The 24,361-nt window shown below is 49.2% G+C and carries 22 protein-coding genes; 5 read left to right on the top strand and 17 right to left on the bottom strand.

Going from position 1 to position 24,361, the window contains the following annotated elements; genetic code table 11:
* Positions 1-260 precede the first annotated feature (260 nt).
* Positions 261-1,628 (top strand): IS1182 family transposase, encoded by a 1,368-nt coding sequence (locus tag AC56AD_RS01670; protein WP_012507168.1) that lies wholly within the window; start codon positions 261-263, stop codon positions 1,626-1,628.
* A gap of 395 nt (positions 1,629-2,023) precedes the next feature.
* Positions 2,024-2,446 (top strand): nucleoside-diphosphate kinase, encoded by a 423-nt coding sequence (locus AC56AD_RS01665; protein ID WP_012507167.1) that lies wholly within the window; start codon positions 2,024-2,026, stop codon positions 2,444-2,446.
* A gap of 81 nt (positions 2,447-2,527) precedes the next feature.
* Here the strand turns inward: AC56AD_RS01665 and AC56AD_RS01660 are convergent, their stop codons facing one another.
* Genes AC56AD_RS01660 through AC56AD_RS01620 form a run of 9 tightly spaced genes read right to left on the bottom strand, consistent with a single transcriptional unit; the run spans position 2,528 to position 12,820 of the window.
* The gene (locus AC56AD_RS01660) at positions 2,528-3,619 is read right to left on the bottom strand and encodes an AI-2E family transporter (protein ID WP_012507166.1); all 1,092 of its coding nucleotides are present in this window, start codon (positions 3,617-3,619) and stop codon (positions 2,528-2,530) included.
* 30 nt (positions 3,620-3,649) lie between these two features.
* Positions 3,650-4,393, bottom strand: a complete 744-nt coding sequence (locus AC56AD_RS01655) for a 16S rRNA (uracil(1498)-N(3))-methyltransferase (RefSeq protein ID WP_012507165.1) — start codon at positions 4,391-4,393, stop codon at positions 3,650-3,652.
* Positions 4,394-4,400: 7 nt separating this feature from the next.
* The gene (locus AC56AD_RS01650; RefSeq protein WP_012507164.1) at positions 4,401-5,093 is read right to left on the bottom strand and encodes a ComF family protein; all 693 of its coding nucleotides are present in this window, start codon (positions 5,091-5,093) and stop codon (positions 4,401-4,403) included.
* Positions 5,094-5,111: 18 nt separating this feature from the next.
* Positions 5,112-6,095 carry an ROK family protein gene (locus tag AC56AD_RS01645; protein ID WP_012507163.1) on the bottom strand — a complete coding sequence of 328 codons (984 nt, stop codon included), beginning with the start codon at positions 6,093-6,095 and terminating at the stop codon, positions 5,112-5,114.
* A 19-nt stretch (positions 6,096-6,114) separates the two neighbouring features.
* Positions 6,115-6,912, bottom strand: coding sequence for an acyl-ACP--UDP-N-acetylglucosamine O-acyltransferase (lpxA, locus tag AC56AD_RS01640; protein WP_012507162.1), 798 nt, complete (start codon positions 6,910-6,912; stop codon positions 6,115-6,117).
* 8 nt (positions 6,913-6,920) lie between these two features.
* Positions 6,921-9,563 (bottom strand): glycosyltransferase family 117 protein, encoded by a 2,643-nt coding sequence (locus tag AC56AD_RS01635; RefSeq protein WP_012507161.1) that lies wholly within the window; start codon positions 9,561-9,563, stop codon positions 6,921-6,923.
* A gap of 27 nt (positions 9,564-9,590) precedes the next feature.
* Positions 9,591-10,715, bottom strand: coding sequence for a radical SAM family heme chaperone HemW (gene hemW / locus AC56AD_RS01630; protein ID WP_012507160.1), 1,125 nt, complete (start codon positions 10,713-10,715; stop codon positions 9,591-9,593).
* A gap of 36 nt (positions 10,716-10,751) precedes the next feature.
* Positions 10,752-11,342 (bottom strand): D-glycero-alpha-D-manno-heptose-1,7-bisphosphate 7-phosphatase, encoded by a 591-nt coding sequence (locus tag AC56AD_RS01625; protein ID WP_012507159.1) that lies wholly within the window; start codon positions 11,340-11,342, stop codon positions 10,752-10,754.
* An 8-nt stretch (positions 11,343-11,350) separates the two neighbouring features.
* On the bottom strand, positions 11,351-12,820 hold the full coding sequence (locus AC56AD_RS01620; RefSeq protein ID WP_012507158.1) for a starch synthase: 1,470 nt from the start codon (positions 12,818-12,820) through the stop codon (positions 11,351-11,353).
* A gap of 157 nt (positions 12,821-12,977) precedes the next feature.
* Here AC56AD_RS01620 and AC56AD_RS01615 point away from each other — a divergent pair, with 157 nt between their 5' ends.
* Both AC56AD_RS01615 and bchJ read left to right on the top strand, forming a co-directional pair.
* Entirely contained in the window at positions 12,978-14,075 is a 1,098-nt protein-coding gene (locus tag AC56AD_RS01615; RefSeq protein WP_041526382.1) for an Ig-like domain-containing domain, read from the top strand.
* A gap of 23 nt (positions 14,076-14,098) precedes the next feature.
* Positions 14,099-14,671: a bacteriochlorophyll 4-vinyl reductase gene (gene bchJ / locus AC56AD_RS01610; RefSeq protein WP_012507156.1), complete on the top strand. Its 573-nt coding sequence runs from the start codon at positions 14,099-14,101 to the stop codon at positions 14,669-14,671.
* A gap of 89 nt (positions 14,672-14,760) precedes the next feature.
* Here bchJ and AC56AD_RS01605 read toward each other — a convergent pair whose 3' ends face one another.
* The 7 genes from AC56AD_RS01605 to yihA form a co-directional block, all read right to left on the bottom strand.
* Positions 14,761-15,336 carry a four helix bundle suffix domain-containing protein gene (locus AC56AD_RS01605; protein ID WP_041526381.1) on the bottom strand — a complete coding sequence of 192 codons (576 nt, stop codon included), beginning with the start codon at positions 15,334-15,336 and terminating at the stop codon, positions 14,761-14,763.
* A 71-nt stretch (positions 15,337-15,407) separates the two neighbouring features.
* Positions 15,408-16,235, bottom strand: a complete 828-nt coding sequence (gene bchL / locus AC56AD_RS01600) for a ferredoxin:protochlorophyllide reductase (ATP-dependent) iron-sulfur ATP-binding protein (protein ID WP_012507154.1) — start codon at positions 16,233-16,235, stop codon at positions 15,408-15,410.
* A 33-nt stretch (positions 16,236-16,268) separates the two neighbouring features.
* Positions 16,269-17,876, bottom strand: coding sequence for a ferredoxin:protochlorophyllide reductase (ATP-dependent) subunit B (locus AC56AD_RS01595; RefSeq protein ID WP_012507153.1), 1,608 nt, complete (start codon positions 17,874-17,876; stop codon positions 16,269-16,271).
* A 41-nt stretch (positions 17,877-17,917) separates the two neighbouring features.
* Complete coding sequence (gene bchN / locus AC56AD_RS01590; RefSeq protein ID WP_012507152.1) at positions 17,918-19,180, bottom strand: ferredoxin:protochlorophyllide reductase (ATP-dependent) subunit N; 1,263 nt, start codon at positions 19,178-19,180, stop codon at positions 17,918-17,920.
* Between the two features lie 97 nt (positions 19,181-19,277).
* Positions 19,278-19,598 carry an MTH1187 family thiamine-binding protein gene (locus AC56AD_RS01585; protein WP_012507151.1) on the bottom strand — a complete coding sequence of 107 codons (321 nt, stop codon included), beginning with the start codon at positions 19,596-19,598 and terminating at the stop codon, positions 19,278-19,280.
* Positions 19,599-19,616: 18 nt separating this feature from the next.
* Complete coding sequence (locus AC56AD_RS01580; protein ID WP_012507150.1) at positions 19,617-20,921, bottom strand: adenylosuccinate synthase; 1,305 nt, start codon at positions 20,919-20,921, stop codon at positions 19,617-19,619.
* A gap of 11 nt (positions 20,922-20,932) precedes the next feature.
* The gene (yihA, locus tag AC56AD_RS01575; protein ID WP_012507149.1) at positions 20,933-21,514 is read right to left on the bottom strand and encodes a ribosome biogenesis GTP-binding protein YihA/YsxC; all 582 of its coding nucleotides are present in this window, start codon (positions 21,512-21,514) and stop codon (positions 20,933-20,935) included.
* Between the two features lie 144 nt (positions 21,515-21,658).
* Here yihA and cysS point away from each other — a divergent pair, with 144 nt between their 5' ends.
* Entirely contained in the window at positions 21,659-23,113 is a 1,455-nt protein-coding gene (cysS, locus tag AC56AD_RS01570; RefSeq protein ID WP_012507148.1) for a cysteine--tRNA ligase, read from the top strand.
* On the opposite strand, the gene AC56AD_RS01565 is transcribed toward cysS, so the two are convergent.
* The gene (locus AC56AD_RS01565) at positions 23,110-24,231 is read right to left on the bottom strand and encodes a mannose-1-phosphate guanylyltransferase (protein ID WP_012507147.1); all 1,122 of its coding nucleotides are present in this window, start codon (positions 24,229-24,231) and stop codon (positions 23,110-23,112) included. The genes cysS and AC56AD_RS01565 overlap by 4 nt on opposite strands.
* Positions 24,232-24,361: the final 130 nt, after the last annotated feature.

The raw sequence follows: 24,361 nt of genomic DNA, 5'->3' as shown, positions 1-24,361 counted from the left end.
CTCACCTTGTGCCTCATTTGGATATATAATAAAATATGCTAAAGAGCGACAACCAGCCACTCTTGTGTCTGCTCGGCGAGATCCGAACTCCCCCTATGTCCCGGCGTGCGAAGGTGGTGATAGGTAAATCAATGGCTAGCAGCCTGTCGGATTACCCAGCAACACGAAATCGTAAAAATAGCCGCATAACCATTTTATAATAAACAAGATAAGTCATATATTGCATGCATCATAATCGCTTAACTATCCACTGAAAAGCAATGCATTCCGACTTTCTTTCAGCCGATCGAGATACACTCTACCTTTTGCCGCCATCTGTTCAGGATTGGCTGCCGGTCAATCATCTCGCACGCTTTGTTGTTGATATTGTTGCACAACTTGATCTTACTCCATTAAGAGACGCCTATGCAGGCAGAGGCTGCAAAGCCTATGATCCGGAAATGTTGTTAAGCCTCCTGTTTTACGGCTATGCCACCGGAACCTTTTCAAGCAGGAAACTGGAACTTGCCTCTTATGAATCCATAGCGGTTCGCTATATCACCGGAAACAGTCATCCGGATCATGACACCATCGCAAATTTCAGGAAACGCTTTCTCGCTGAACTGAAACCATTTTTTATCCAGATTTTGACTCTTGCCCATGAAATGAACATCCTCAAGATCGGCAAGATCAGTCTTGATGGTACCAAAATCAAGGCCAATGCTTCCAAGCATCAGGCACTGAGTTGGGGTCATGCCTGCAAACTTGAAAAGCAGTTGAAGGCGGAAGTTGACTCCCTGCTTCGTCAGGCTGAACAGGCCGATCAGTCAGCAATCCCGGACGGGATGAGTATTCCTGAAGAGCTTGAACGCCGTGAAAAACGGCTTGAAGCTATTGCCAAGGCAAAGCTTGAAATTGAACGTCGGGCTGAGGAGCGATATGCAAAAGAACAAGCCGAACATGAGGAGAAACTGGCAGAACGTGAACGGAAAGCGCAAGAAAGTGGTAAAAAAAGCAGAGGCAAAACACCGAAAGCACCAGAGCCGGGAGTGAGGGATCGTGACCAGGTTAATTTGACGGATGAGGAGTCACGGATCATGCCGGTATCGGGAGGCGAATTCATGCAGGCCTATAACGCTCAGGCGAGTGTTGATCTCGATACCATGCTGATAGTTGGAGTTCATGTTACCCAACATACAAATGATAAACTTGAGCTTCGGCCCGCTCTTGAAGAGCTGAACAACTTGCCTGCAAAGCTGGGAACGTTAACCGAGGTGATTGCTGACGCCGGATATTTCAGTGAAAAGAATGTTGAGCTTTGTGAAAAAGAAACGATAACCCCTTACATCGCAGCAAGCAGAGAATCTCATAACCAGTCGCCTGCTAACCGCTTCAGTGAACCCGAACCCATAGCCAAAGATGCTGACGCAGTAACAAAAATGAAACATCGATTGAAAACAAAGGACGGCAAGGCCGTCTATGCAAAAAGCAAATGTACGGTTGAGCCGGTGTTTGGAGTCATCAAATCAGTGATGGGCTTCCGGCAGTTTCTGCTCAGAGGTATAGAAAATGTAAGAGGTGAATGGGATCTTGTCAGCATTGCCTGGAATCTGAAGCGATTGAATGTATTACGTCAGATAATGGCATGAATATGGTGGTAAAAGCGTCTGATTGGCCCTATTTTGGTCTCTTCAGGAGCAAAATAGTGGCGCCATAGATTGACAATACGAAAAATAAGATGACTTGTGGCTTATGGGAGACATCATTGCTATTTTGGCTAAAACGTCAATTCCGACAGGCTGCATAGACAGAATTTTTTCTTGGATAGCTTGCAGTGTTATCGGATAATGAGTGAAATATTAACGTACATATCCGACAAAATCATACTCAGTGGCTCAATATTTCCATCCACTTGCAGTTGATACAAGCTAAGCCACCCGTGCGCCCAACCAGCACGAATAGGTGCCCTCACGTTTCAATATTCCGGCACATTTCTGTATCTTCGCTCGACCTTGTTTCTTCAGCAACTAATGCATACAAAAAAATGGAAAGAACGCTTACCATACTGAAACCCGATTGCGTGCGCAAGCAGCTTATCGGTGCAGTTATCGACCAAATTGAACGCGCTGGCTTCCGTGTTGTGGCCATGAAAAAAATCAGGCTGACGCAGGAAACTGCCGGGGAGTTTTATGCCGTGCACCGTGAGCGCCCTTTTTATGGTGAACTGGTTGAGTTCATGTCTTCGGGCCCTTGTGTACCGATCATTCTTGAAAAAGAGAATGCTGTTGCCGATTTCCGCACTCTTATTGGCGCTACCGATCCGGCTCAGGCTGATGCTGGCACCGTGCGCAAGCTCTATGCTGACAGCAAGGGCGAGAACATCGTTCACGGCTCCGATTCTGAAGAGAACGCCGCCATCGAGGCTGGATTTTTCTTTTCGGCTGAAGAGGTTGTCAGAAGCAACTGACCGGTTTGTATCCTGATAGCAAAAAAGCGACCCCGCAAGGTCGCTTTTTTTGTTGCATCACTCCACTCTGCCTGGTGGATGTTATGATACATCCTCCTTTCCTGAGGGTTTATCGCTTTTAATTTCGGAAAGATACTCTTTGAAGGTCTCTCCGTACATCTCCCATATGGTCATAAAAAGAGCGGCGACAATGGGGCCGAGAATGAAGCCGAAGACTCCGAAGAGGCTGATACCGCCAAGTGTTCCAAAAAATATAAGCAGTTCGGGCATTTGCGTGTCGCGCCCGATCAGCATGGGGCGTAGAATATTGTCGATCTGACCGACTACAATGCTGCAGAAAAGGAGAACCCCTATGGCCTGTGGATACTGCCCTGTGGCTGCCAGATAGATAACTGCCGGAACCCAGACAAGCGCTGAGCCAAGAACAGGCAGTATCGAAAAGAGCGACATGATGGTACCCCAGAAGAGGGCGCTGTCGATACCGGCGAAGTGCAGAGCAAGGCCTGCAAGGGAACCCTGCACTGCACCGACTACCATGGTTCCCTTTATGGTCGCTCTGGTCACTGATATGAACTTGTCGAGCAGTCGATTCTGATCAGTTTGTCGCAGGGGAAGGTAGGAGAGAAAGTGTGCCAGAAGCTGTTTCCCATCCCGTATAAAAAAGAACATGGTGTAGAGAAAGAGAAAGAAGAGAAAGAGGTCGCTGACGGCTGAGTAGGTAAACGTGGAGATGGTGTTGAACAGCATCGTACCTGTGCTACTGGCAAACTCTCCGACTTTCTGAAAAATCTCGGTACGGTAAAGCAGGAGTTCGGGATAAAAGGAGAGTGAGCGAAGCTGCTGGTCGAATGCGCCTGGCTCCAGAATCTGCTGCTGTACCCAAGGCACGGCAATGCGGCTTATCCTGATTGCCTGTTTGGCAACAATACCGAGAAGTGCTGCAAAAGGAAGAAAAACGATAAGCAGCAGTGTGAGCATGGTCATGGAGGCGCTCAGGCTTTTTCGTCCCTTGAACCAGCGCTCAAAACGGTTGAAAACCGGCATGGCAAGTGCCGAAAAAAGAGCCGCAAGCACAATCGCCATGAGAAAATATCGGATCATGGCAACAAAGGTGACCGAAATAACCAGAAGAAGGACAAGAAGAATGAGCTGGTTTGTTTTGATGCTGTTCATGATCGTTTTATTTATGAGCCTTGTAAAGCCTTAAAACCACTCGATGCGCTCCTCTTCAAGGAGCTGTGTGCGAACCAATGCGACTGCAAAAATTCCGGCGGTTTCGGCCCTGAGAATTGTTTTTCCAAAAGAGAGTTCATTGAAACCAGCGGCACGGGCCTCCTCGATTTCATTGGCAGTGAATCCGCCTTCACCACCAATGAGAAAGAGGATTTTTTTGCCGCTGCATTTCACCTTTGGAGGGGCCTCTGAAAGTTCATAGGGAATAAGCTTGAGATCATAACCCTGAAGCGCCGCAGCTTTTTTAAAGGTGAGCGGCTCAGTGAGCTGTGGCAGATAATGGCGTTTTGATTGCCGGGCTGCTGAAAGCATGATGGTTCTCCAGCGGTTAAGCTTGCCCTGCACTTTTTCATTTGATGGATGGGAGAGCGTCCGCGCCGTGAGCATGGGAATGATGGTGGAGACTCCAAGCTCGGTCGCTTTTTCCAGAAAGAGTTCAAATCGCTGGGGAGCCTTGAGCAGGGAGAGGGCAACGGTCACTTCAGTGTTTGGCCGATCAATTCGGCTGCAGGCAAGAATGTCAGCAGTGAACGACGTTTTGCCAATCTCCGCAATGCTGGCCTCGCAACGCAGACCGTTGCCATCAGTGACCAGAATCTTCTCTCCTGTTTTTTTCCGCAGAACCCGAACGAGATGATGAAATTCATCACCATCAACCACAAGGTTCCTTGCATCAAGATCAATATGTTGGGTCGAGGTATAAAAGAGTTCCATACGTTTTTTACTCCTTGATGGCTAAAGCAACTGCGGCAAGAGAGATTCGTTCAGCCCCGCCCTCGCGCAGTGCCGAGGCTGCTGCCGCCATGGTTGCTCCGGTTGTGATCACATCATCCACAAGCAGCACATGACGGCCTACAACACCTTTTGCAACCTGAAAGGCCCCTTCGGGATTTTTTTTCCGCTCTGCAGCAGAAAGTCCGGTCTGCGACACGGTGTAGCGTTTCCGTACCAGAAGTTTTCTCTGTAATGGTTTTTGCAGCGACTGCGCTATGCCTTCGGCAATTTTTTCTGCCTGGTTATAGGATCGTTCGATTTTTTTCAGCCGATGGAGCGGAACGGGCACAATGCACTCGATATCCGCTGTATCCGCTCCGGATGAGATCCACTCTCCCAATTGGCGCCCGAAACTGTTCCCGAGATTGTAGAGCCCTTCATATTTCATGGCATGAAGGAGCTGCTGCAGCGGGCTTTTTTTATGAAATTGGTAACGGCACCAGCCCCGTTCAAACAGGAATGTTTCATCAAAATGTTCCGCGATGGTACGACGCAGCAGCTCTTCTGCCGCCCGGGGAGTAGTGAAGGGATCAAATTTGGCCCGGCAGGAGCTGCAGCAGTACTCTTCTCCCTTAAGCAACAGTTTGCGGCAGATAAGGCAAACATGGGGAAAGAGAAGATGAAGCTGCTGCTCAAGCATGAGATAATCTCCGGATGGTTAGCCGAAGCATAATGCTGCTGCGCCATAGATACCAGCCTTGTTGCCAAGATGCGCCGGCACCAGTTCCAGCCCTTCATGCATGGAGGGAAGGGTTGAGCGCCTGAGCTGGTCGAGGGCAGGATCGAAGACAAGGTTTCCGGCGGCGGCAATTCCTCCGCCGATCACAAATTTTCTGATATCCATCAGAGCGGTAACGTTTGCAAGCCCTACGCCAAGAATGGTACCAACCCTCTCCCATACCGCAAGAGCAACAGCATCTCCTGACAAAGCTGCATGTTCAAGCTTGCGTGGTGAAATCCTGCTATGATCGCGGTTATACAGACGAGCAAGACGGGAATCTGACTTGCTCGCCTTGATCATTTTACAGGCAAGAGCTACAATTGCCTTTTTACCGATAAGGCTCTCAAGCGTCCCGCATATATCGGCGTGAAAAATGGGACTTTCAAAATCAATGATCATGAAGCCAACCTCACCGGCAGTTCCATGAGGGCCTCGATAAAGCTTCCTGTTGAGAACAATTCCTCCTCCAACACCGGTTCCGAGGGTCACCATGAGAAAATCGCGAAACTCACGGCCAGCGCCATAGACCGCTTCGCCGAACGCTGCAACGTTGGCATCATTATCGAGAAAAACCGGAATTGAAAGCTCTTCCTTTTGGCGCAGCAGCTTCTGCAGTTCGTCACGCAGGGGAAAGACCGTCCATCCAGGAAGGTTGGGAGGGTAGCTCAGTATGCCTTTCTCGGCATCGACCGCTCCCGGCGCCCCTAATCCGACACCAGCAAAATCAGCAACATCAAGTGTCTCGGAAGCAACATGGTAAAGATCGGTAATAATAGCCGCAAGCTGCCCGACGATCCCTGTCGGGCCGGACACCGTATCGGTGAGAGCTCTCTGTTTCGTCAGAATTCCACTCTCTTCACCAACGATTGCAGCCTTGATTCCGGTACCTCCGAGATCGACACCAATTGCCCAACGGGACATATTTTTTTTCTTTTAACTATCAGTTTTTGAAGGGCTTGACAAACTTCCTGCCATGGACGCCTGATGCAAAGAAGTCAAGAATTTCAAGAATTTCGGGTTCCTGGGGAAGTTCCGATTTCACTTTTTCAAGGCCATTGGCAAGCAACAGACCCGACTGAAAGAGAATCCTGTAGGCGTCTTTAATGAGGGTGATCTTTTCAGAGGTAAAGCCTCGCCGTTTCAGGCCAATGGCGTTAAGCCCCTCGTAGCGGAACGTTTCATTTCCTGAGGCCATGATAAAGGGAGGAACGTCAAGCGTAATTCTTGAAAGCCCACCGAGCATGGAAAAGCGACCAATGCGGACAAACTGGTGCACTGCGGCAAGACCGCCGATAACGACATAGTCACCAACCACACAATGGCCACCGAAGGGAACGCAATTTGCCACAACCACATGATTGCCGATCACGCAGTCATGACCGACATGCGAATAGGCCATAAAGAGATTATCAGAACCGATCACCGTTTTACCGCTCGCCTTTGTGCCCCGGTTAAGGGTAACGCACTCCCGGATAACCGTTCTGTCGCCAACATAAAGCAAGGTCTTCTCTCCGGAAAATTTGAGATCCTGAGGCTCATTGGCAAGCACAGCTCCGGAATGGATCTTGCAGTCACAACCAATTCGAGCGCCTGAAGCGATATGGACATGAGGCCAGATGATGGTGCCATCACCAATTTCAACATCGTCCTCAATGACCGTAAAGGGCCCGACGGTAACGCCTTCTCCGAGAATGGCACTCTGGCCAATCACGGCAGTTGGATGAATAGTGCTTTGCATAGTGTTAGTTACTTCATGGTTTCAAACTCGTCTACCAGTCCTGGTTGTTTCAATTCTCTGGCAAGCAATACAATAATGCGTTTCGCATCCTCATTTCTGCCAATATCGCGATAGGCCCTTGCAAGAACATAGAAGAGGCGAGGATCAGAAAGCGATGATGACTGACGGCTTAGTTTTTCAAGATAGCTAATATACGGTGAGCTTTTCTGCTTTTCACCAAGACGGACATAGAGTGCGATCACGGATCCTGCAAGTTCGGGGTTCAGGGGATACTGTGCAAGAGGAAGCAGTTTGGACGAAGTGTCAAGAACCTGCAGCGCAAGCGCTCCCCGATGGTAAATCTTCTCCTTTCCCGAAGCATCCGGTATGGTAAGCTGGCCTTCAGGCTCGGCAGCCAGTTCAAGGGCAAGGCGGACAAACAGAGGCGTATAGTTGCCACAAAGCCTCCTTGAGGTCTCTTCAAGGTTAATGGCGGTATTATTAAGGTTTCGGTAGCGATAGAGCCCAACAAGGTTTCTGTAGAGCAGCGCAGAATCTACATAGCTCATCGGATCGACGCTTTTAATCGGAACGACCCGGTAGGCAAGGCCATCAAGACGGAGGTAATTTTGAAGACCAATCATGCTTTCGGGATCAACCGTCAGGGCAAAGTAGATCGGACGCCGGGAAAAGTTGTTCATCAGAATCTCATAAACAGCAATATCCTGTGGCCGAAGGTAGCCCTGGCCATCGTAGGTCAATCCAGGCTTGAGGAGCCATTTCATGGTGCCAAGTGGTTCTGAGGGGAGCGACTGGCCGTGGAGACGGGCATTACGCAGGAGCTGCTGACGGGCATCCTGTGAGGGAAGCTCGGCATCAACAGAATCAATGGGTACATAGGTAATACCGGCAATTTCACCGTCACTCATGGTGAACGCCACCGGCTTTGCTCCGCGAGGGCTGCTGTTTTTTAACTGGTCGAGATACCAACCGGTATTGGCAAGGCTCAGATTGACGACACGAACATCCGTCCTGATCCGTTCGACCTCCTGCAGGTACCACAAAGGGAAGGTATCGTTATCTCCGTTGGTAAACAGTATGGCATCTTTTTCACAGCTCTGGAGCATATTCCATGCCCAGTCCCAAGGAACAAAGTTTCCCGAGCGGTCGTGCACCCGGTAGTTTGCCTGCAGCATCCGGGCGTTGATAAAAAGCAAACCGGCTGTAACCGTAAGCACGGCAAACAGCATCTGGTTTCCGGGAACGCCAGACTTCGACCGCTTTGCAAGCCACTGCCAGATACTCTCAACACCTATTCCTATCCAGAGGGCGAAGGCAAAAAAACTGCCTGCATAACTGTAATCCCGCTCTCTCGGCTGAGGTTCTGTCTGGTTGAGATAGATAACAAGCGCTGCTCCGGTCAGCACAAAAAGCGCGGTAACAACCAGCCCCATCTTCCACTCGCGCCTGAAATGGGTGATCGCTCCAGCCACTCCCACAAGAAAAGGAATACCCCAGAGCACCGACCAGTCCACTCCTGAACCCTCCATATCGTTTTCACGTCCGATGAACTGCCAGCCGAAATAGCGGAAGTACATCTTCTGCATCTGGTAGGTGAGGAAATAGTCGAGATCACTTGAGTAGTGCTGGTAAAAATATTGATGTACCGGCTCGGTTGACCACCGTCTCGGCCAGAGCGGCATATCACCATACTGATCACGGTTGAGGTACGAGAAAAAGGTTTCGGACGAGGAGGGATTGTTTTCGTTTATGGGTGGGCCTGCCTGCGCCCGTACGAAGATCATGCCGTAGGAGGTATACCCAATAATGATCAGAAACAGCGACATCAGAAGGGTGTTCATGAGCGCCTTGCGATGCAGGTGCGAATACCACGTGGCATAGGCAAGCAGGGCAAGGAAAAGGAGAAATCCCCACCATGAGGTCAGTTGCAGCAGAATCGGAAGCCCTTTGATAATTCCAATATAGATCAGGAAAAAAAGCCCCGATGAGGCGACCATAAGCAGGGCAAAAGATTTAACCGTGACATCATATTTTTTGAAGTAGTAGACCAGTGCAACAGCAAAAACGGCAAGCAGGCTGAGCAGGTGCACACCGATCGAAAGGCCAATAATGTACATGACAAGCAAGAGCCACCGTTCATGACCGGGTTTTGGCTCCTCTTCATACCAGCGGAGGATGAGCCAGACAACCAATGCTGTAAAAAGCGAAGAGAGTGCGTAAACCTCAGCTTCAACAGCGTTGAACCAGAAACTGTCGGAGAGGGCAAGGGCAAGAGCGCCGATAACAGCTCCACCGTAAGCCGATACTTTTTCAGCCGGGCTCCAGAGGTCGGGATCACGTTTGCGATACATGATGATCAGCCTTACCGTGATGAGGTAGGTCAGCATGATGGTTGCGGCACTGGCGAGTGTGCTGATCAAGTTAACCCTCGCGCCAATATCACCGAAAAAAGGAATCATGGAAAAAAGACGCCCAAGCAGAAGAAAAAGCGGCGCTCCGGGAGGGTGAGGAATCCCGAGGGTATAAGCTGTGGCAATAAACTCCCCGCAATCCCAGAACGAAAAGGTGGGAGCCATGGTACGGAGATATAAAATTTCAGCAGCAAGAAAAAGAGAGACGGCAAGCGTGCGGTTAATCGTCCGGTGTATCATACGTGAAACGTGCTCTGAAATATTGGGTTACCCGAAAAGAAACTCCCCGGCAATGAGATCGACAAACAAAAAACCTTTCTGAGTCAAATATAGAGATCCTTCCTGCTGCTCTATCCATCCCTTTTCTGAAAATCGGGCAATGGTCTGTGAAAGAGTGTGCTCTAATTTATTTCCTTTTCGCAAAAAATCAACATCCAGACCACTGTTTATTCGAAGTGAAAGAAAAACCTGTTCCGTAAAGCGTTCTTCAGCCGAAAGCTCTTCACGAAAAACAACTGCGTCTGCAGGAGCTGCAAGATATCGTGTAAGGCTTGAGACGTTTGCCGTACGAATCTCACGCTCCTGAGAAACAGAAAAACTGTGTGCAGAGGGGCCAAAGCCAAGGTATGGCTCACGCTTCCAGCTCGCAAGGTTATAGCGGGAATGATGTCCGGGCAAGCAGAAATTGGATACTTCGTAATGGCTGTAGCCCTGAAGCTGCAGTTCACTTTGGGCATGCTCATAACATGCTGCCTGCACGGCATCATCCGGTACGGTAACACTCCCTTTTGCTACCCTGTGATGGAGGATGGTCTTCGGTTCAACCGAGAGCATATAGACCGACACATGGTGCGGGCGCAGTGCCAGAGCCTCATGCAGATCGCTCTTCCACATCACAGTATTCTCTCCGGGTACCCCGCAAATAAGGTCAACACTGACCGACTCAAACAGACGAAGTGCGGCTGCTGTTACCTGTCGGGACTGCAATGCCGTATGCGCCCGACCAAGAGCCTGCAGCTTTTCGGCTGTAAAGGATTGAACGCCGATGCTGAGCCTTGTTATCCCCGCTGCCCGAAGCTCCTCCATCTTCTTTTTATCAAGATCTTCAGGATTGGCTTCAAGGGTTATTTCGATTTCAGGAGAAAAACTGCACAAGGCAGCAACCTCTTCAAGCCATGCGGCAAGATAGCTCACGGGAACCATTGAGGGAGTGCCTCCTCCAAAATGAATGGCGCCAACCGTCTCTCCTTTCAGATCTGTTAACCGGGATGCTGTTTCAAGAGAGAGTGCACGGAAAAAGTCGCTGATATGCCCTCTGCCCGTAACCAGATAAAAGTCACAATAAGAGCAGCGTGCTTTGCAAAATGGAATATGGAGATAAAGAGTCAGCATAAGCTGAGGGGTGTGACACAAGGGAGTAAAGGGCGATCAGGAGATGGCAAGAATATGCTCCGTAACGGCTTTATAGAGATCGTCAGCTACAAATTCAGGAATGATGTTCTGGGTCATACAGAGCGCCTCTTCATTGTGGCCGGTTCGAACCAGCACTGGTCGAAGTCCGGCACGCAGGCCACACTCGATATCAAGCGTTTTATCTCCGACAAAAAACGATGCACTTCTATCAACAATAAGCCCTTCTGCCAGAAAATCATTGATGGCCAGTTCAACCATACCGGTTGCCGGTTTGCGGAACTCGGCAAAACGGTCATACTCCGGATGAGGGTATGCGGGATGAAAGGGACAGTAGTATGAGCGATCGAAACTGGCATTTTTGAGCGCAAGCAGCTCATTGAGGTAGCGGTTCACCTCTTCAACCTGGGCGATGGTGGCGATCCCCCTGGCAATCCCCGCCTGATTGCTCACAAGAACAATCCGAAACCCGGCACTTTTGGCAAGTGCAATGGCATCGTCCGCACGATCAATCAGTTTCAACTGTTCCTTCAAAAAAACGTAGGAACCAGTATCCTGATTGATGGTGCCGTCACGATCGAGAAAGAGAACCTTTATTGTCTGCGCCATTTTTCTGCCTATGGTTCAAGAAGTTCACGGTACAACTGATCGTACTCCTCTGCCGATTTTTTCCAGGTAAAGTCGCGGGTCATGGCTGTCATCACAATCTGCTGCCAGCTCTCTTCATCATGAAAACAGGCAAGAGCCTCTTCAAGCTTGCCGACAAGCGACTCGGCTGAATAGTCGTGAAAAATAAAGCCGGAACCACTCTCTTCGTCCCGCTCCTCTATGGTTTCAACAATCCCTCCGCCAGCATAGGCAACCGGTATCGTTCCGTAGTTCATGGCAAACATCTGAATCATGCCGCATGACTCAATCATACCTGGCATGAGCAAAATATCGAGACCCGCAATGGCAAGATGAAAAAAGGAGTCCGAATATTCACCATGAACACTCACCTGCTCGGGATGCTCCAGAGCAAAATCCTGGAACACTTTTTCATATTTCTTGTCACCTGAACCGCTGATAATAAGCTGTATATCGAGGGCTGCAAGCTGCTCAAGACTTTGCTGCAAGAGTTCTGCTCCCTGAAACTCGTCAAAATTGAGAATCACCCCCACTACAGGAGTTCCTTCCGTGTAAGGAAGGCCAGCTTCCTCGAGCAACGCTTTTTTGTTGTCGAGCTTGCCATCCATATGCTCGAGGCTGTACCGTTTCTTGATAAGCTTGTCCGCCGCAGAGTTCCACTGCCTGCTGTCGATACCATTGAGTATCCCGTAAAACTTTGCCTGATGCTCCTCAAGAACCCGTCCAAGACCATAGGTCTGCAGGCCATCATGCACAATCTCTTCGGCATAAACTTTTGACGTCGTCGTCAGAAGGTCTGCATGTTCAACGCCGGTATAGAGCATATTCACCTCATCGTTGCTGCAATGCAGGGCAGAGCTGACCTCCTCGGGAAGCAGCTTCTGGAATGCCTTCATGGGAAGAATCCCCTGACGGTAAATATTGTGAATGGTAAAAACCGTTTTTATATCCCTGAAAAACTCATGAGAGGCATAGACTGTTTTCAGTAGAAGTGGAATAAGAGCCGCATGCCAGTCGTGACAGTGGATAATATCAGGTTTCCAGCCCAGCCGCTGAAGAGTTTCAAGTACTCCAACATTGAAAAAAACAACCTTGTCGGTACTGCCTTTCAAATCACTTCCGTTGTGTATATCGGTAAAAAGACCGTTACGCTTAAAATATTTTTCGTTATACAGGAAATAGGTTTGAATCTTGCTTGAAGGCAGGGCCGTAACCTTGACGTTCAGCAAATCAACTTTCTCCTTGAGATCAACCTCAATGTCGGAGAGACGCAGAACATCATGCAACCGGAACTTGCGGTCATTGATAGTACCGTACTTCGGCATCATGATGCGGGCCTCGAATCCTTCCTCCTCGATAGCCTGGGGGAATGATGCCATAAAATCAGCAAGGGGACTGATTCTTACAAAAGGAGAGACTTCACCGGAGACATAAAGAACTTTAAAATTTCGTCTGGACATCTATATGACACTCAATCTATAATTTTTCATGAAAAGCTTTCATAGAACTACATTAGTTTTTAATTTACGAATTTTCACAGACACATACAATCAAGCCTCTCTTCCCGTATATTTACCAAGGAGTCGAAGGATTTTCATGCAAAGCAGCTCCCCTATCATGAAGGTGTTTCTTATTCTCCTGCTCTGGCTTGCCAGCGGGTGCGCTTCTGATCGACCACCGTCGGGCGGCCCTCTTGACACAACTCCTTTGCAGGTGATCTTTTCCGACCCTGCACCATCAGCCGTAAATGTTTCGGCTGAGTCGATACAACTGACCTTCAACCATGAGATTACCGGACGGCAACTGCTCAATGCACTCGTTATTTCTCCACCAATCGGCGACTGCGATATAACTGTTGATGGAAAAAAAGCGATAATAAAAGGGTTCAAACCACTTGAACCGGGCAAAACCTACATCCTCACCCTCGACAAGAAGCTCAGCGATCATAGTGGACACACCTTGCAAGCCCCGTATACCCTGGCATTTTCAACCGGAGCTGTTATCAACCGTGGAACCATCAGCGGAAAGGTGATCAATGCCGACTATTCCCCAGCCACGAATGCCCTGATACTTGCTTTTACGGAACTCCCGGAACATGTCGGAGCAAGAAACCTGCTGCAGAGAGAACCGGATTATTTTATACAGGCAGAGCCATCCGGACTCTTCTCGTTGAGGCACATGGCAGCAGGATCGTACAGAATTGTTGCTGTCAACGACCGAAACAATGATCTGCGCTATAATACTGCAACAGAGGAGATCGGACTCTGCAGCAGGGCAATTGTTCCCTCTGGCTCTTCCGACCTGCTCTTCATGCTTTCCGGAAAGCACAACGATACTGCCAGATTTCTCTCCAGACCAGCCGTGAAAACAGGTAGCCTTACAGAAACTGGAGCGCTCTCAGGAAAATGCTTTGCTTCCGGACAATATGTGGTTGTTGAGGCATCAAGCCTGACGGCATCGTACAGCACCATCGCAGTGCGTGACCGGAACGAAACATGGCACTACTCTTTCCCCGAACTCCCTCCCGGCAGCTATACTGTCAGCGCATTTGTCCCTTCCGGCACCAAAAAGCCCGAACCACAAAGGCAACGGAACCACGGTTCTCTTGAGCCATTTCAAGCCGCAGAACCATTCGGATATTATCCGGAAAAGGTAACGGTACGACCTCGATGGACAACAGAGCATATCGATATTCGCATCATCACTTCCAGGTAACAAACAATGATTATTTTTGCATAATGAGCACACCTTCCAAAATAGGGCCGAACTCCATCATCCAGACCGTTGCAGCGCTTGAAACAACCTATGGCAAAAAAAAATCTGAAGCCATGCTCCGCAAAATCGGTCAGGGATACCTTGTCGGAAACCTCCCGAAAGAGATGGTTGAAGAGGCTAAATTTCACTCCCTCGTCATTGCGCTGCAGAAAGAGATTGGTGACACAGCAACCTCCGGTATCCTTAAAGAGTCCGGAGAAAGAACAGCCCGCTACCTCCTGAAGGTGCGCATTCCCGGCATCTTCCAGCAATTAGTTAAGCTCCTGCCACCCCGTCCGGCATTCAGACTATTCCTCTTTGCCATCAGTAAAAATGCATGGACTTTTGCTGGCAGTGGCGAATTCAGCTACACCATGAATCGCCCACCCGAAATAACTGTCAAGGTAACCTTCCCTTCCCACCAGGTCGTTGGTAACTTTTACCTCGGCACCTTCACCGCCCTCCTGCAGGAACTGGTCAACCCGACAACGAAAATCAAACCTGATATCCGCAAGGAAAACGGAAACATCCGATGCCATTACCGGTGCGAAATCTGAATTTTCAAAGGAAAGAGCTGCTTTTATAAGTCCTATAGTTCGTATAGTCTCATAAGACTTATAAAAAAGCAACCTTTCTTCAGTACCTTTTACCCCCGGTTTTTTTGCTGCTCTCGTGCCTGCAGTCGGGCACGAGTCATGCATTCACGAAGGCCGCCCTCTTTAAGAAAATCCTTTTCCAGTCGTCGAATTTGCTGATCAAGGAGATAGTTTGTCTGGTGAATCAGGCAAATGGCGATATTGGCCACCACCTCTGACGGACGGGTTTCAACAAATTCCCGATAGCGTTCAAAGTTCTCCTGAGGTTTGCTGCCCAGTTTTCTGACATAACGGGCCTCTTTAGACTCTTTCTGCCAAATGTTACCGTCACGTACCCGCAAAAAATCCCGATAATCTTCCAAAAGCTCTTCAAGACTGGCCCGTGCCACATTGGTCAGCTTGATCTCCATCTCTTTTGAAGTAACTGAGGCTTTACTGCCTTCAACGATATTCTGTTTACCGGAACGTGCCGCCTGTACCATCTGGTCAATAGTACGGTCACCCCGCATCAAAAAGCGCTTACAGAAGCGAAAGGTAAGGTCATAAACCACCTCCGCCTTCTGGTAAGAGAGCAGGTTACGGTAGTTACCATGAGGCGGTAAAAAGGTTTGGTCGGAGGTTTTCATAATCTTAGTGATCTTATGAGTCCTATAGGTCATGAGACTCATATGACCTATAAAATCTTAAAGAAGCAAGATTACTGCCAGCCGTTGACCATTTTGAAGATCTCCCTGTCGCCGATTGGTACAGGTACCGAAGCAATAGGACTTTCCTGAATGAGAAAATCAGCAATTTCGTTGTAGGGCTTGAGGCACTCTTCCTTGTCCGGTGTATCCTCCATGGCATACATGGTTTTTCCGGCAAAACGGCTTTTGCGGATCAGTTCGTGGTAGGGCACTTTGGCAAGCAGTTTGGTTCCCACTTTTTCAGCAAACTGATCGAGCATATTGGTGCCTCCACCAGTGACGTAGTCAACCCGGTTGGCAACAATTCCGGCAAGCTTGACCTTGTAGCGTACGCTTTTCTGCTGGATAGCCATGCAAAGACGGTTGGCTGCGAAAATACTGTCGAAATCGTTGGTTGCAATGATAATTGCATAGTCGGCATAGTTGAGCGGGGCACTGAAACCACCGCAGACAACGTCGCCAAGTACATCAAACAGGATGACATCATATTTGTCATAAAGGCCGAGTTCCTGAAGCAGGGCAACGGATTCACCGACTACATATCCGCCGCAGCCGCTTCCGGCGGGAGGGCCGCCAGCCTCGAGACAGTCAATACCGGCAAAACCGGTCTCGATAATATCTTCCGCGCTGAGCTCCTCATGATGAAAATCAACCTCTTCAAGAGCTTCGATAACGGTTTTCTGCAGCTTTCCTGTAATGGGGAAGGTACTGTCATGCTTGGGATCGCAGCCGATCTGCAGTACCTTGGCGCCTTTCAGGGCAAGTGCCGCTGAGATGTTGGCGCTTGTGGTGCTTTTTCCTATGCCGCCCTTGCCATATACCGCTAAAACTAAACTCATAATGATAACAGAGAATATGATTGATAGAAAATCTTAACCACCCAGCGACTCTTTTGCCTGTCGGAACACATCAACGGAGATCATGGATGCACCACTCGCGCGGGCAAAAGTTTCGGTGTTTTTCCTGACCTTTTTACGGACAAAGAAGGGTACCTTTTTCAGCATGGTTTCAGCCTCATCGCTCCACTTCATCTCTCCCTCCTCTGCAATCACTACAGCCTCTGCTGCAGCCTCCGGTGAAGGATGATCATTAGGGGCGACGGAGAGTGCCACAGGTTCTTCAGAAGGGGCGGATACTTCGGGCTCTTCGTACTCAAGACCCGCATCACCGAAAAAGTCGATCAGATGCTTTTCCAAACCGAGTTTGCAGGAAAGATAGACCCTGTCGGCAATAACATCAGCTCCATCAAATCCAAAGAAGGGATAATAGCCAAGCAGGTGGTTTTCAATATGGGTCGGTGGACAGACCACCATGCAGGGAACATCGAGCTTGCGGCAACTGTGCCGTTCCATCTGCGTACCGCAGACCAGATCCGGCATTTGATCATCAATAATTTGTGCAACATCCTGGAACTTGTCGGTTACGATAAGCGCTCCGGGAAGGTAGCCTTCAAGCTCTTTGCGCACCCAATCGGCATGACGTTCCAGATAGGTGCCCGCACCGATGATCTGCATACCAAGTTCGTCACGCAGAAACTTGACGAGGGCGACGGTATGCGTGGCATCACCGAACACAAAGGCACGTTTATTGCTGAAACTTTCCATATCGGCAGTTCTGGCAAACCAGGGAACACCGCTTGGAGCGCTCAGGCCGTCGAGCGAGAATGCGTTGAGTTGCGGCATGACAATCGGAGCAACTCCCCGTTCAGCGCCCGCTGCGTTAAGCTTCTCGATCAGGGAGCGAAGCCATGCAAGGGTAGGTTCGACTCCGATCGGGGCTTCATAAAGCGCTGGCATAGCGAATGCATCAGCAAGATATTCCGCTGCCGTTGAACCGATCTCACGGTAAGGGGCAATATTGAGCCAGGCGGCTGGAAGTTTCCGGAGATCATCGATGCTGGCTCCCCAGGGAGCAACAACATTGACCGCAATGCCAAGCGTCTGCAACATGCGACGGATGCTGGTCAGGTTGGCACGCAAGTGAAATCCGAGCGAGGTAAAGCCAAGGAGGTTCACCGATGGCTGTGCTGTTTTCTCCTGGGGAGAAGCAAAACGTTTGACCAGTTCGGTCAGCAGACCATCTGCCGCCTCATTTTCCGATACTCTGAATGGGTTGAGCGCATAGACCAGAATTTTCTCCTGCGGCAGGCCCGAGTGGGCTGCAAGTTGATGGAGATCTTCCTGAAGAAGGGCTGTGCTGCAACTCGGTGCGATGACAATAAGTTCAGGATGGTAATGGTGTTCGACCTGCTGGAGTGTCGAGGGTAGTCTTGATACTCCCTGGGCAAGGTCTCTTCCACGAACAACACTGATCGATAAGCCGGGAAATTGTGGGGTTCGCTCGAGCATGGTATAGGTTGCCGTAATGTAATCGTCCCCCTGGGGAGCATGATAAACGGTGTGAACCCCTTTCATACTGTTGGTTACTCGGCTGATACCGTGAAGGGCGGTGCCCTCGTAGAGCCAGAAAGCTAAGCGCATACTCTTGTGTTGTTTGTTTATTGCATTTTCATGACGGTGAATTATTCAGCGCTTGGCATGACACCTTCAAGCCAGACTTCCTTGTCGAACGCTGGCAGCTTGCTGCGGCGCTGGAGCGGTGAAACAAACATGTTCGCGAGGGTAATAACTCCCGACCAGCTATGAATGGACATCAGCATGAACTCCATGCTCCATTTCACAACAAAACCGTTGCCAACAAAAGGGTTTGCTGTCATCAGCGAGGTAATGATCAAATCGGGCTTGATACGCCGAACATCCTCAAGCTGGCGATGAAAGTTCGGCTGCTCGACAACGCGAACGCCATCAAGTGCCTCAAGTTCACGCGCATGAAATTTTTTGTTGATATAGGCGCTGCTGCACTCAACCACATCGGCGCCTGCACTATGAAGAAAACGCGCAAGTGGCAGCTCCATCATGGTGTCGGCAGTCAGAAAGATCTTTTTGCCCTTCAGAAGCTCTGTCTGGCTGCGGATCTTCTCCCACGCAGCTTTTTCGCGATCACGAAGATCGACGGTAATGCCAAATTCACGGGCCAGATCCTCCCAGAAGGCTCTGGTTCCATCGGGGCCGAACGGAAAGAGTGAATGAAGAACGCTGCATCCCCGTTCACGGGAAAGTTTGACGGCAACCCGTGAAAGATAGGGTTGAATCGGAGCAAGGACGGTATCGGGGCCAATAGCCGGCATTTTGTCGAAACGGGATTCAGGAAGAAAGCCACCGACTGGAATCCCAAGCTCTTCGGCCTCTGCCCTCAGATCGTCGGCCGTTACATCGTTGACGGAACCGAGAAAAACCACCTTTTTCTGACCTGCCGGGGCTTCGGGACAGAAAGGTACAAGAGCGGCAAGGACTGAGTCTTCAGCCTGGGTAAAATTGTAGACCAGACCACTTGCCGGAACAAAAAGTACTGGTACATCCGGTGTACTGAGCAGATGGGCCAGCCCTTTGAAGTCAACCTTCATGACCTCAGGGGTACATGAAGAGAGCAGAAAAATTACGGACGGATGGTGATCGGCCATGATTTCACTGATAATATCCTGAAGGCTTGGCTCCTGCTTCGAAAGATCACCCTCTTCCATGAGCGCAATACCAAAACGCGGCTTGGCAAAGATCATCATGCCGAGCGCATTCTGCAGAAAATGGGCACAGGTGTGCGTTCCAAGAATAAGAAAAAAGCTGTCCTTGATCTTCTGATACATCCATCCAACACAGGCAAGGCCACAAAAACTGTGTGTAACGTTATCTTCCTTGATTACCTGAATATCTCCGGGAACCTGCATCATGAATGTTTTCTTTTGAGAGTTACTGCCCGCAATAAACTGTATTACAGAGGTCAAACGTAAAGACCATGTGAAGATAAAATATTTTTCACTAATCCCCCTACTCTCCCGGCTCCCTTGTCGGGACTATTTTCGCTTTGACCGAGGCACTCTTGTCTCCAAGGCGAACTGCCCGATCCCGGCGGTCATCGATCTTCATGACCGTATAAACGCGCCTGCCACCCTGACTGAACGAGTACTCATGAAGCTTGAGCGCAAGATTGAAGAGCAGGGGCGCAGGCCCTTCAACCGTTGTACCCATATCATGAAGGCGGTAACTGCAACCGCTGGCGGCAAGCAGCTCCTGCAAACCGGCAACAAAGCCGCTGAAACCACCCTCTTTTGCGTCGAGAGGAAGAACCGCTATATCCATCAAAGCCATGGCAAAACAACTTCAGTGTTATCTGAAAACAGTCTCTTCGCGTCCAGGACCGACAGAGATAAAGGTAACCTGAACCTGAAGTTCATCTTCAAGGAAGGTCACATAGTTCTGCGCTTCAGGCTGCATCTCGGAGAAGGAGCGGGCATGGGCGTTTGATGCCATCCACCCTTTCAAGGTGGTATAGAGCGGCGTCACCCTTGAAAGCGTCTGATGGTCGGTCGGAAAATCATGGATCTCCTTGCCATCAAGCATATAGGAGGTACAAATCCTGATCTCCTCAAAGGTGTCGAGCACATCAAGCTTGGTGAGCGCAATTTCCGTCACGCCGTTTATGGTAAGCGAATAGCGGAGGGCCACCAGATCGATCCAGCCACAACGGCGTTTTCTTCCTGTCGTGGCACCAAACTCGTGACCAATCTTGCCAAGCCGTTCCCCTGTCTCATCAAGAAGTTCCGTTGGGAATGCCCCGTTTCCAACTCTTGTCATGTATGCCTTGCAGACACCGATCACCTTGCCGATGTAGTTCGGCGCGATGCCTGATCCGGTACTGGCACCTCCTGAGGTTGGATTCGATGAGGTCACATAGGGATAGGTTCCATGGTCAACATCAAGCAGACAGCCCTGGGCGCCTTCAAGCAGTACCGTTTTACCCTCCTGAAGCTGACGATTCAGGTAGAGTTGGGTATTGGTTACATAAGGATCAATAATCTTGTCGAAATCTTCATATTCACGCACCATCGTTTCGACATCAATCTCTTCCTTCTCATAAATATTTTTGAAAAGTTTGTTCTTGGCTGCAAGATTTTCACGGAGCTTCTCCTTGAGTACCTCTGGATTGAGAAGATCCACAACCCTGATTCCCTTGCGGGCAAACTTGTCCTCATAGCTCGGTCCTATGCCCCGACCGGTTGTACCGATTTTCTGATCACCCTGAGCGCTTTCATGCAGGGAGTCGAGCAGCTTATGATAGGGCATGATGAGATGGGCATTGTGACTGATAAACAGTCTGCCTGTTACTTCATAACCAAGTTCCTCGACCTTTCTGATCTCATCAAGCAACGCTGCAGGGTCAATAACAACACCGTTACCGATGACGCAAACACATCCTTTATGAAATATTCCGGAGGGAATAAGGTGCAGTACGACAGTTTTGTTATCGAAACAGATGGTATGACCGGCGTTCGCTCCTCCCTGATAACGGACAACGATATCATATTTGTCCGAAAGGTAATCCACAAGCTTCCCTTTGCCTTCATCACCGAACTGTGTACCGACAATAACGGTTGCCGACTGAGACGGTGTCCTGAATTTTTTTGATTCCACGACGATTGTTTTTATTGACAGATGTATTGATCAAAATGAGCCAGAAGCTCACTCTTTCCCTTGCCTGAAAAAGATGAATAATTTACAATAAATTTGGCTTTAGCAGCGCAACTTTCCATAATACGACCAGTCTGTACCTTTTCCTTTTGTGTAAGTTTGTCATATTTGGTCAGAACAATGCCGTAGGGCCGATCATGAGACTCAAGAAAGCTGATCATTGCCCTGTCAGACTGCATGGCCGGATGACGGGAGTCCAAAAGCAGCACGACCAGCGAAATGCTCCGCCGTTGAATGATATAGGAGGAGAGGAGATTGCCCCAGAGGGCCTTCTCTGCATGACCTACGGCTGCATAACCATAACCGGGAAGGTCAACAAAATAAACATCCCGGTTAATCAGAAAGTAGTTGATCAGTCTTGTTTTTCCAGGAGTTGCGCTGGTTTTTGCGAGACCTTTAACCCCCGTCAGAGAGTTAAGGAGTGTTGATTTTCCAACATTGGATCTTCCTGCAAAAACGATTTCAGGAAAGGAATCTTCCGGAAGCCCTGAAAGAGCGGAAACACTGATGTGAAAGGCGGTATTGACAATTTTCATACAAAAAGAGCGGTCACAAAAAAAGAGGCACAAAAAAGGAAGCTAAAAACCTTGCGTTAAAAACCCAAATGTTTAACTTTCACCGGACTATTTCAAGCTCAGCATCCTCACTCCACCATAAAGAAAAAGGCAGAACAACAGAAGATGTCACTCTTCATTTATAATTCCCTCGGCAGAACAAAAGAGAAATTCGAACCCCTGCATCCACCGATTGTTACCATGTATGTGTGCGGACCGACTGTTTATGGTCATGCCCATCTCGGTCATGCAAAAAGCTATGTCTCATTTGACGTGGTCGTTCGTTGGCTGCGCCATAGCGGCTACCGGGTAAAATATGTGCAGAACATTACTGATGTGGGCCACCTGACCGATGATGCCGATGAGGGTGAAGACAAAATATCGAAGCAGGCCCTTCTCGAAAAAACAGATCCCATGGAGATTTCGCAGTTCTATACACGAAGTTTCTATGAGGATATGGACAAACTGGAGGTGCTCCGTCCCAATATCGCTCCTGCGGCTACAGCTCACATTCCTGAGCAGATTGAACTGATTGAGCGACTCATCGATGCCGGTCACGCCTATGAGGTGCATGGCAACGTCTATTTCTCGGTGGAGTCGTTTCCGGGATATGGAAAACTCTCGGGACGAACGGACCAGGAGGCGGTGCAATCGGGTATCAGGGTGGGAGTACGCTCTGAAAAGCAGCACCCTTCCGACTTTGCGCTCTGGAAAAAGGCTGAAGAGGGGCATCTGATGAAATGGAACTCTCCATGGAGTATCGGCTATCCGGGCTGGCATCTGGAATGTTCTGCAATGTCGATGAAATATCTTGGCGAGACAATCGATATTCATGGCGGGGGGATGGAGAACAAGTTTCCTCACCATGACTGTGAAATTGCCCAGTCAGAATCGGTCACCGGGAAACCCTATGTGAGGTTCTGGATGCACAATAACATGGTGACGGTCAATGGGATAAAAATGGGGAAGTCCCTGAAAAACTTCATCAATCTCAAAGATCTCTTCTTGAGCTTCGATCCGATGGTCATCAGATTCTTTATCCTGCAGTCGCATTATCGCTCTCCGCTTGACTTTTCGGACGCAGCGATACGCGCTTCACAGACCGGTCTTGAAAAACTCCGTGAGACCCAAAGACGACTCCGGGAACAGACTCCGGGTAGCGGTGACTTTGATACGGCCCCATTTATTCAACGCTTTACCGAGGCGATGGATGATGATTTCAACACCCCCATTGCGATTTCTGTTCTTTTCGACCTCTCAAAATCAATCAACGCGGCTCTTGATCGTACCGAAAGTATCTCGGAACTTCCTCAGCAAGAAGCTGCAGCTTTTCTTGACCTGGCCGGAAGGGAAATTCTCTGCATTCTTCAGCACGATAACCAATCCGGTAGTAGAAATGAGGAACTGAATGGCAAAAGACTTGATGGCGTAATGGATATCCTGCTTGACCTGCGGGCTGAAGCCAGAAAGAGCAAGGATTTCGCCCTCAGCGACAAAATCCGCGACCAGCTCCTTGTTGCCGGAATTGAAATCAAGGATACCAAAGAGGGTGCCAGTTGGTCGAAGAGAGCCAGCGTTTAAAGATATTCTTCAAGCCCTTCGCGCCGGAGGGTATCGACAGCGTCACCAACATGGCATGACTTCCCTTTGCTGCAGACCAGAAGTGCGTCATCGGTGACGACAATAATGATATCATGCATTCCAATGGTACAGACAACTTTGCCTGAACTGTTCTTGATAAAATTATTGTCGCAATCAATCTGGACGAGGCGGTTGTCAGGCACATCTCCGGCAGAAACACTCCGGTCGCCGGCGACTTTGAGTACCTCGTCCCAGCAGCCAAGATCAGTCCAGCCAAATTCTCCCGTCAGCACAAAAACCGTTTCGGCCTTCTCCATGATGCCATAATCAATGGAGAGAGGATGAATCCATGAGTAGACATCTTCAATGACCTTCTGTTCACTCTCCGTTCCAAGGCTGTCATAGATGGCAAGAAGATCCTTGTATAATTCCGGCATAGAGCGCTCAAACTCCCGTGATATTGCATCAATATGCCAGATAAAGACCCCGCTGTTCCAGTAAAAATCTTTGCTTTCCAGAAACTCAACTGCCGTTGCAGCATCCGGCTTTTCTGCAAAAGCCTTTACCTTGAAAAGCATGAAGTCAGAACTGTCTGAGAGAACGGAAGGAAGTGGCAGTTCAGCATCAGCCTGAATATAGCCATAAGCGGTTTCCGGCCTGTCGGGTTTAATACCGATGGTTACAAGCCCTTTTTTTTCGCTGGCTATCTCAATGCCTGCCTCCACAACTTTGATGAATGCCTGTTGGTCAAGAACGAGATGGTCAGAAGGAAGCACAATGGTAACAGCATCCACATCCCTTTTTTTGATATGTGCCGTCGCAAGAGCTATACAGGGAGCTGTGTTGCGACTGGCAGGCTCAACAATGATATGGTCTTGACGAAAACTGCCAAGGGAAGCTGAGAGCAGTGTGCGACCCATTTCGCTGGTAATGATAAAGATATTCTCCTCTGGCACCAGACCGGAGATGCGCCGTACCGTTTTGGCAATCATCGTTCCATCATCCAGCAAATCAACAAACTGCTTTGGCATTTTTTTTCTTGAAAGAGGCCACAGTTTTTTACCAATTCCACCTGCCATGATAACCGCATAAACATGCGCTCTTGCATCGTTACCCATATAACACATTCTCTTGCCAGCAGTTTCTGAAAAAGACACGCACGAATAGACTTGAACTTGAATTTACGACTATTTCTGTTGAAATAAGGAGCTGCATACGTGCAAAGAGCACAGCCGATTTGTCATTCAT

Source organism: Pelodictyon clathratiforme (assembly GCF_982375515.1).
This window is presented reverse-complemented; position numbering and strand designations above follow the sequence as displayed.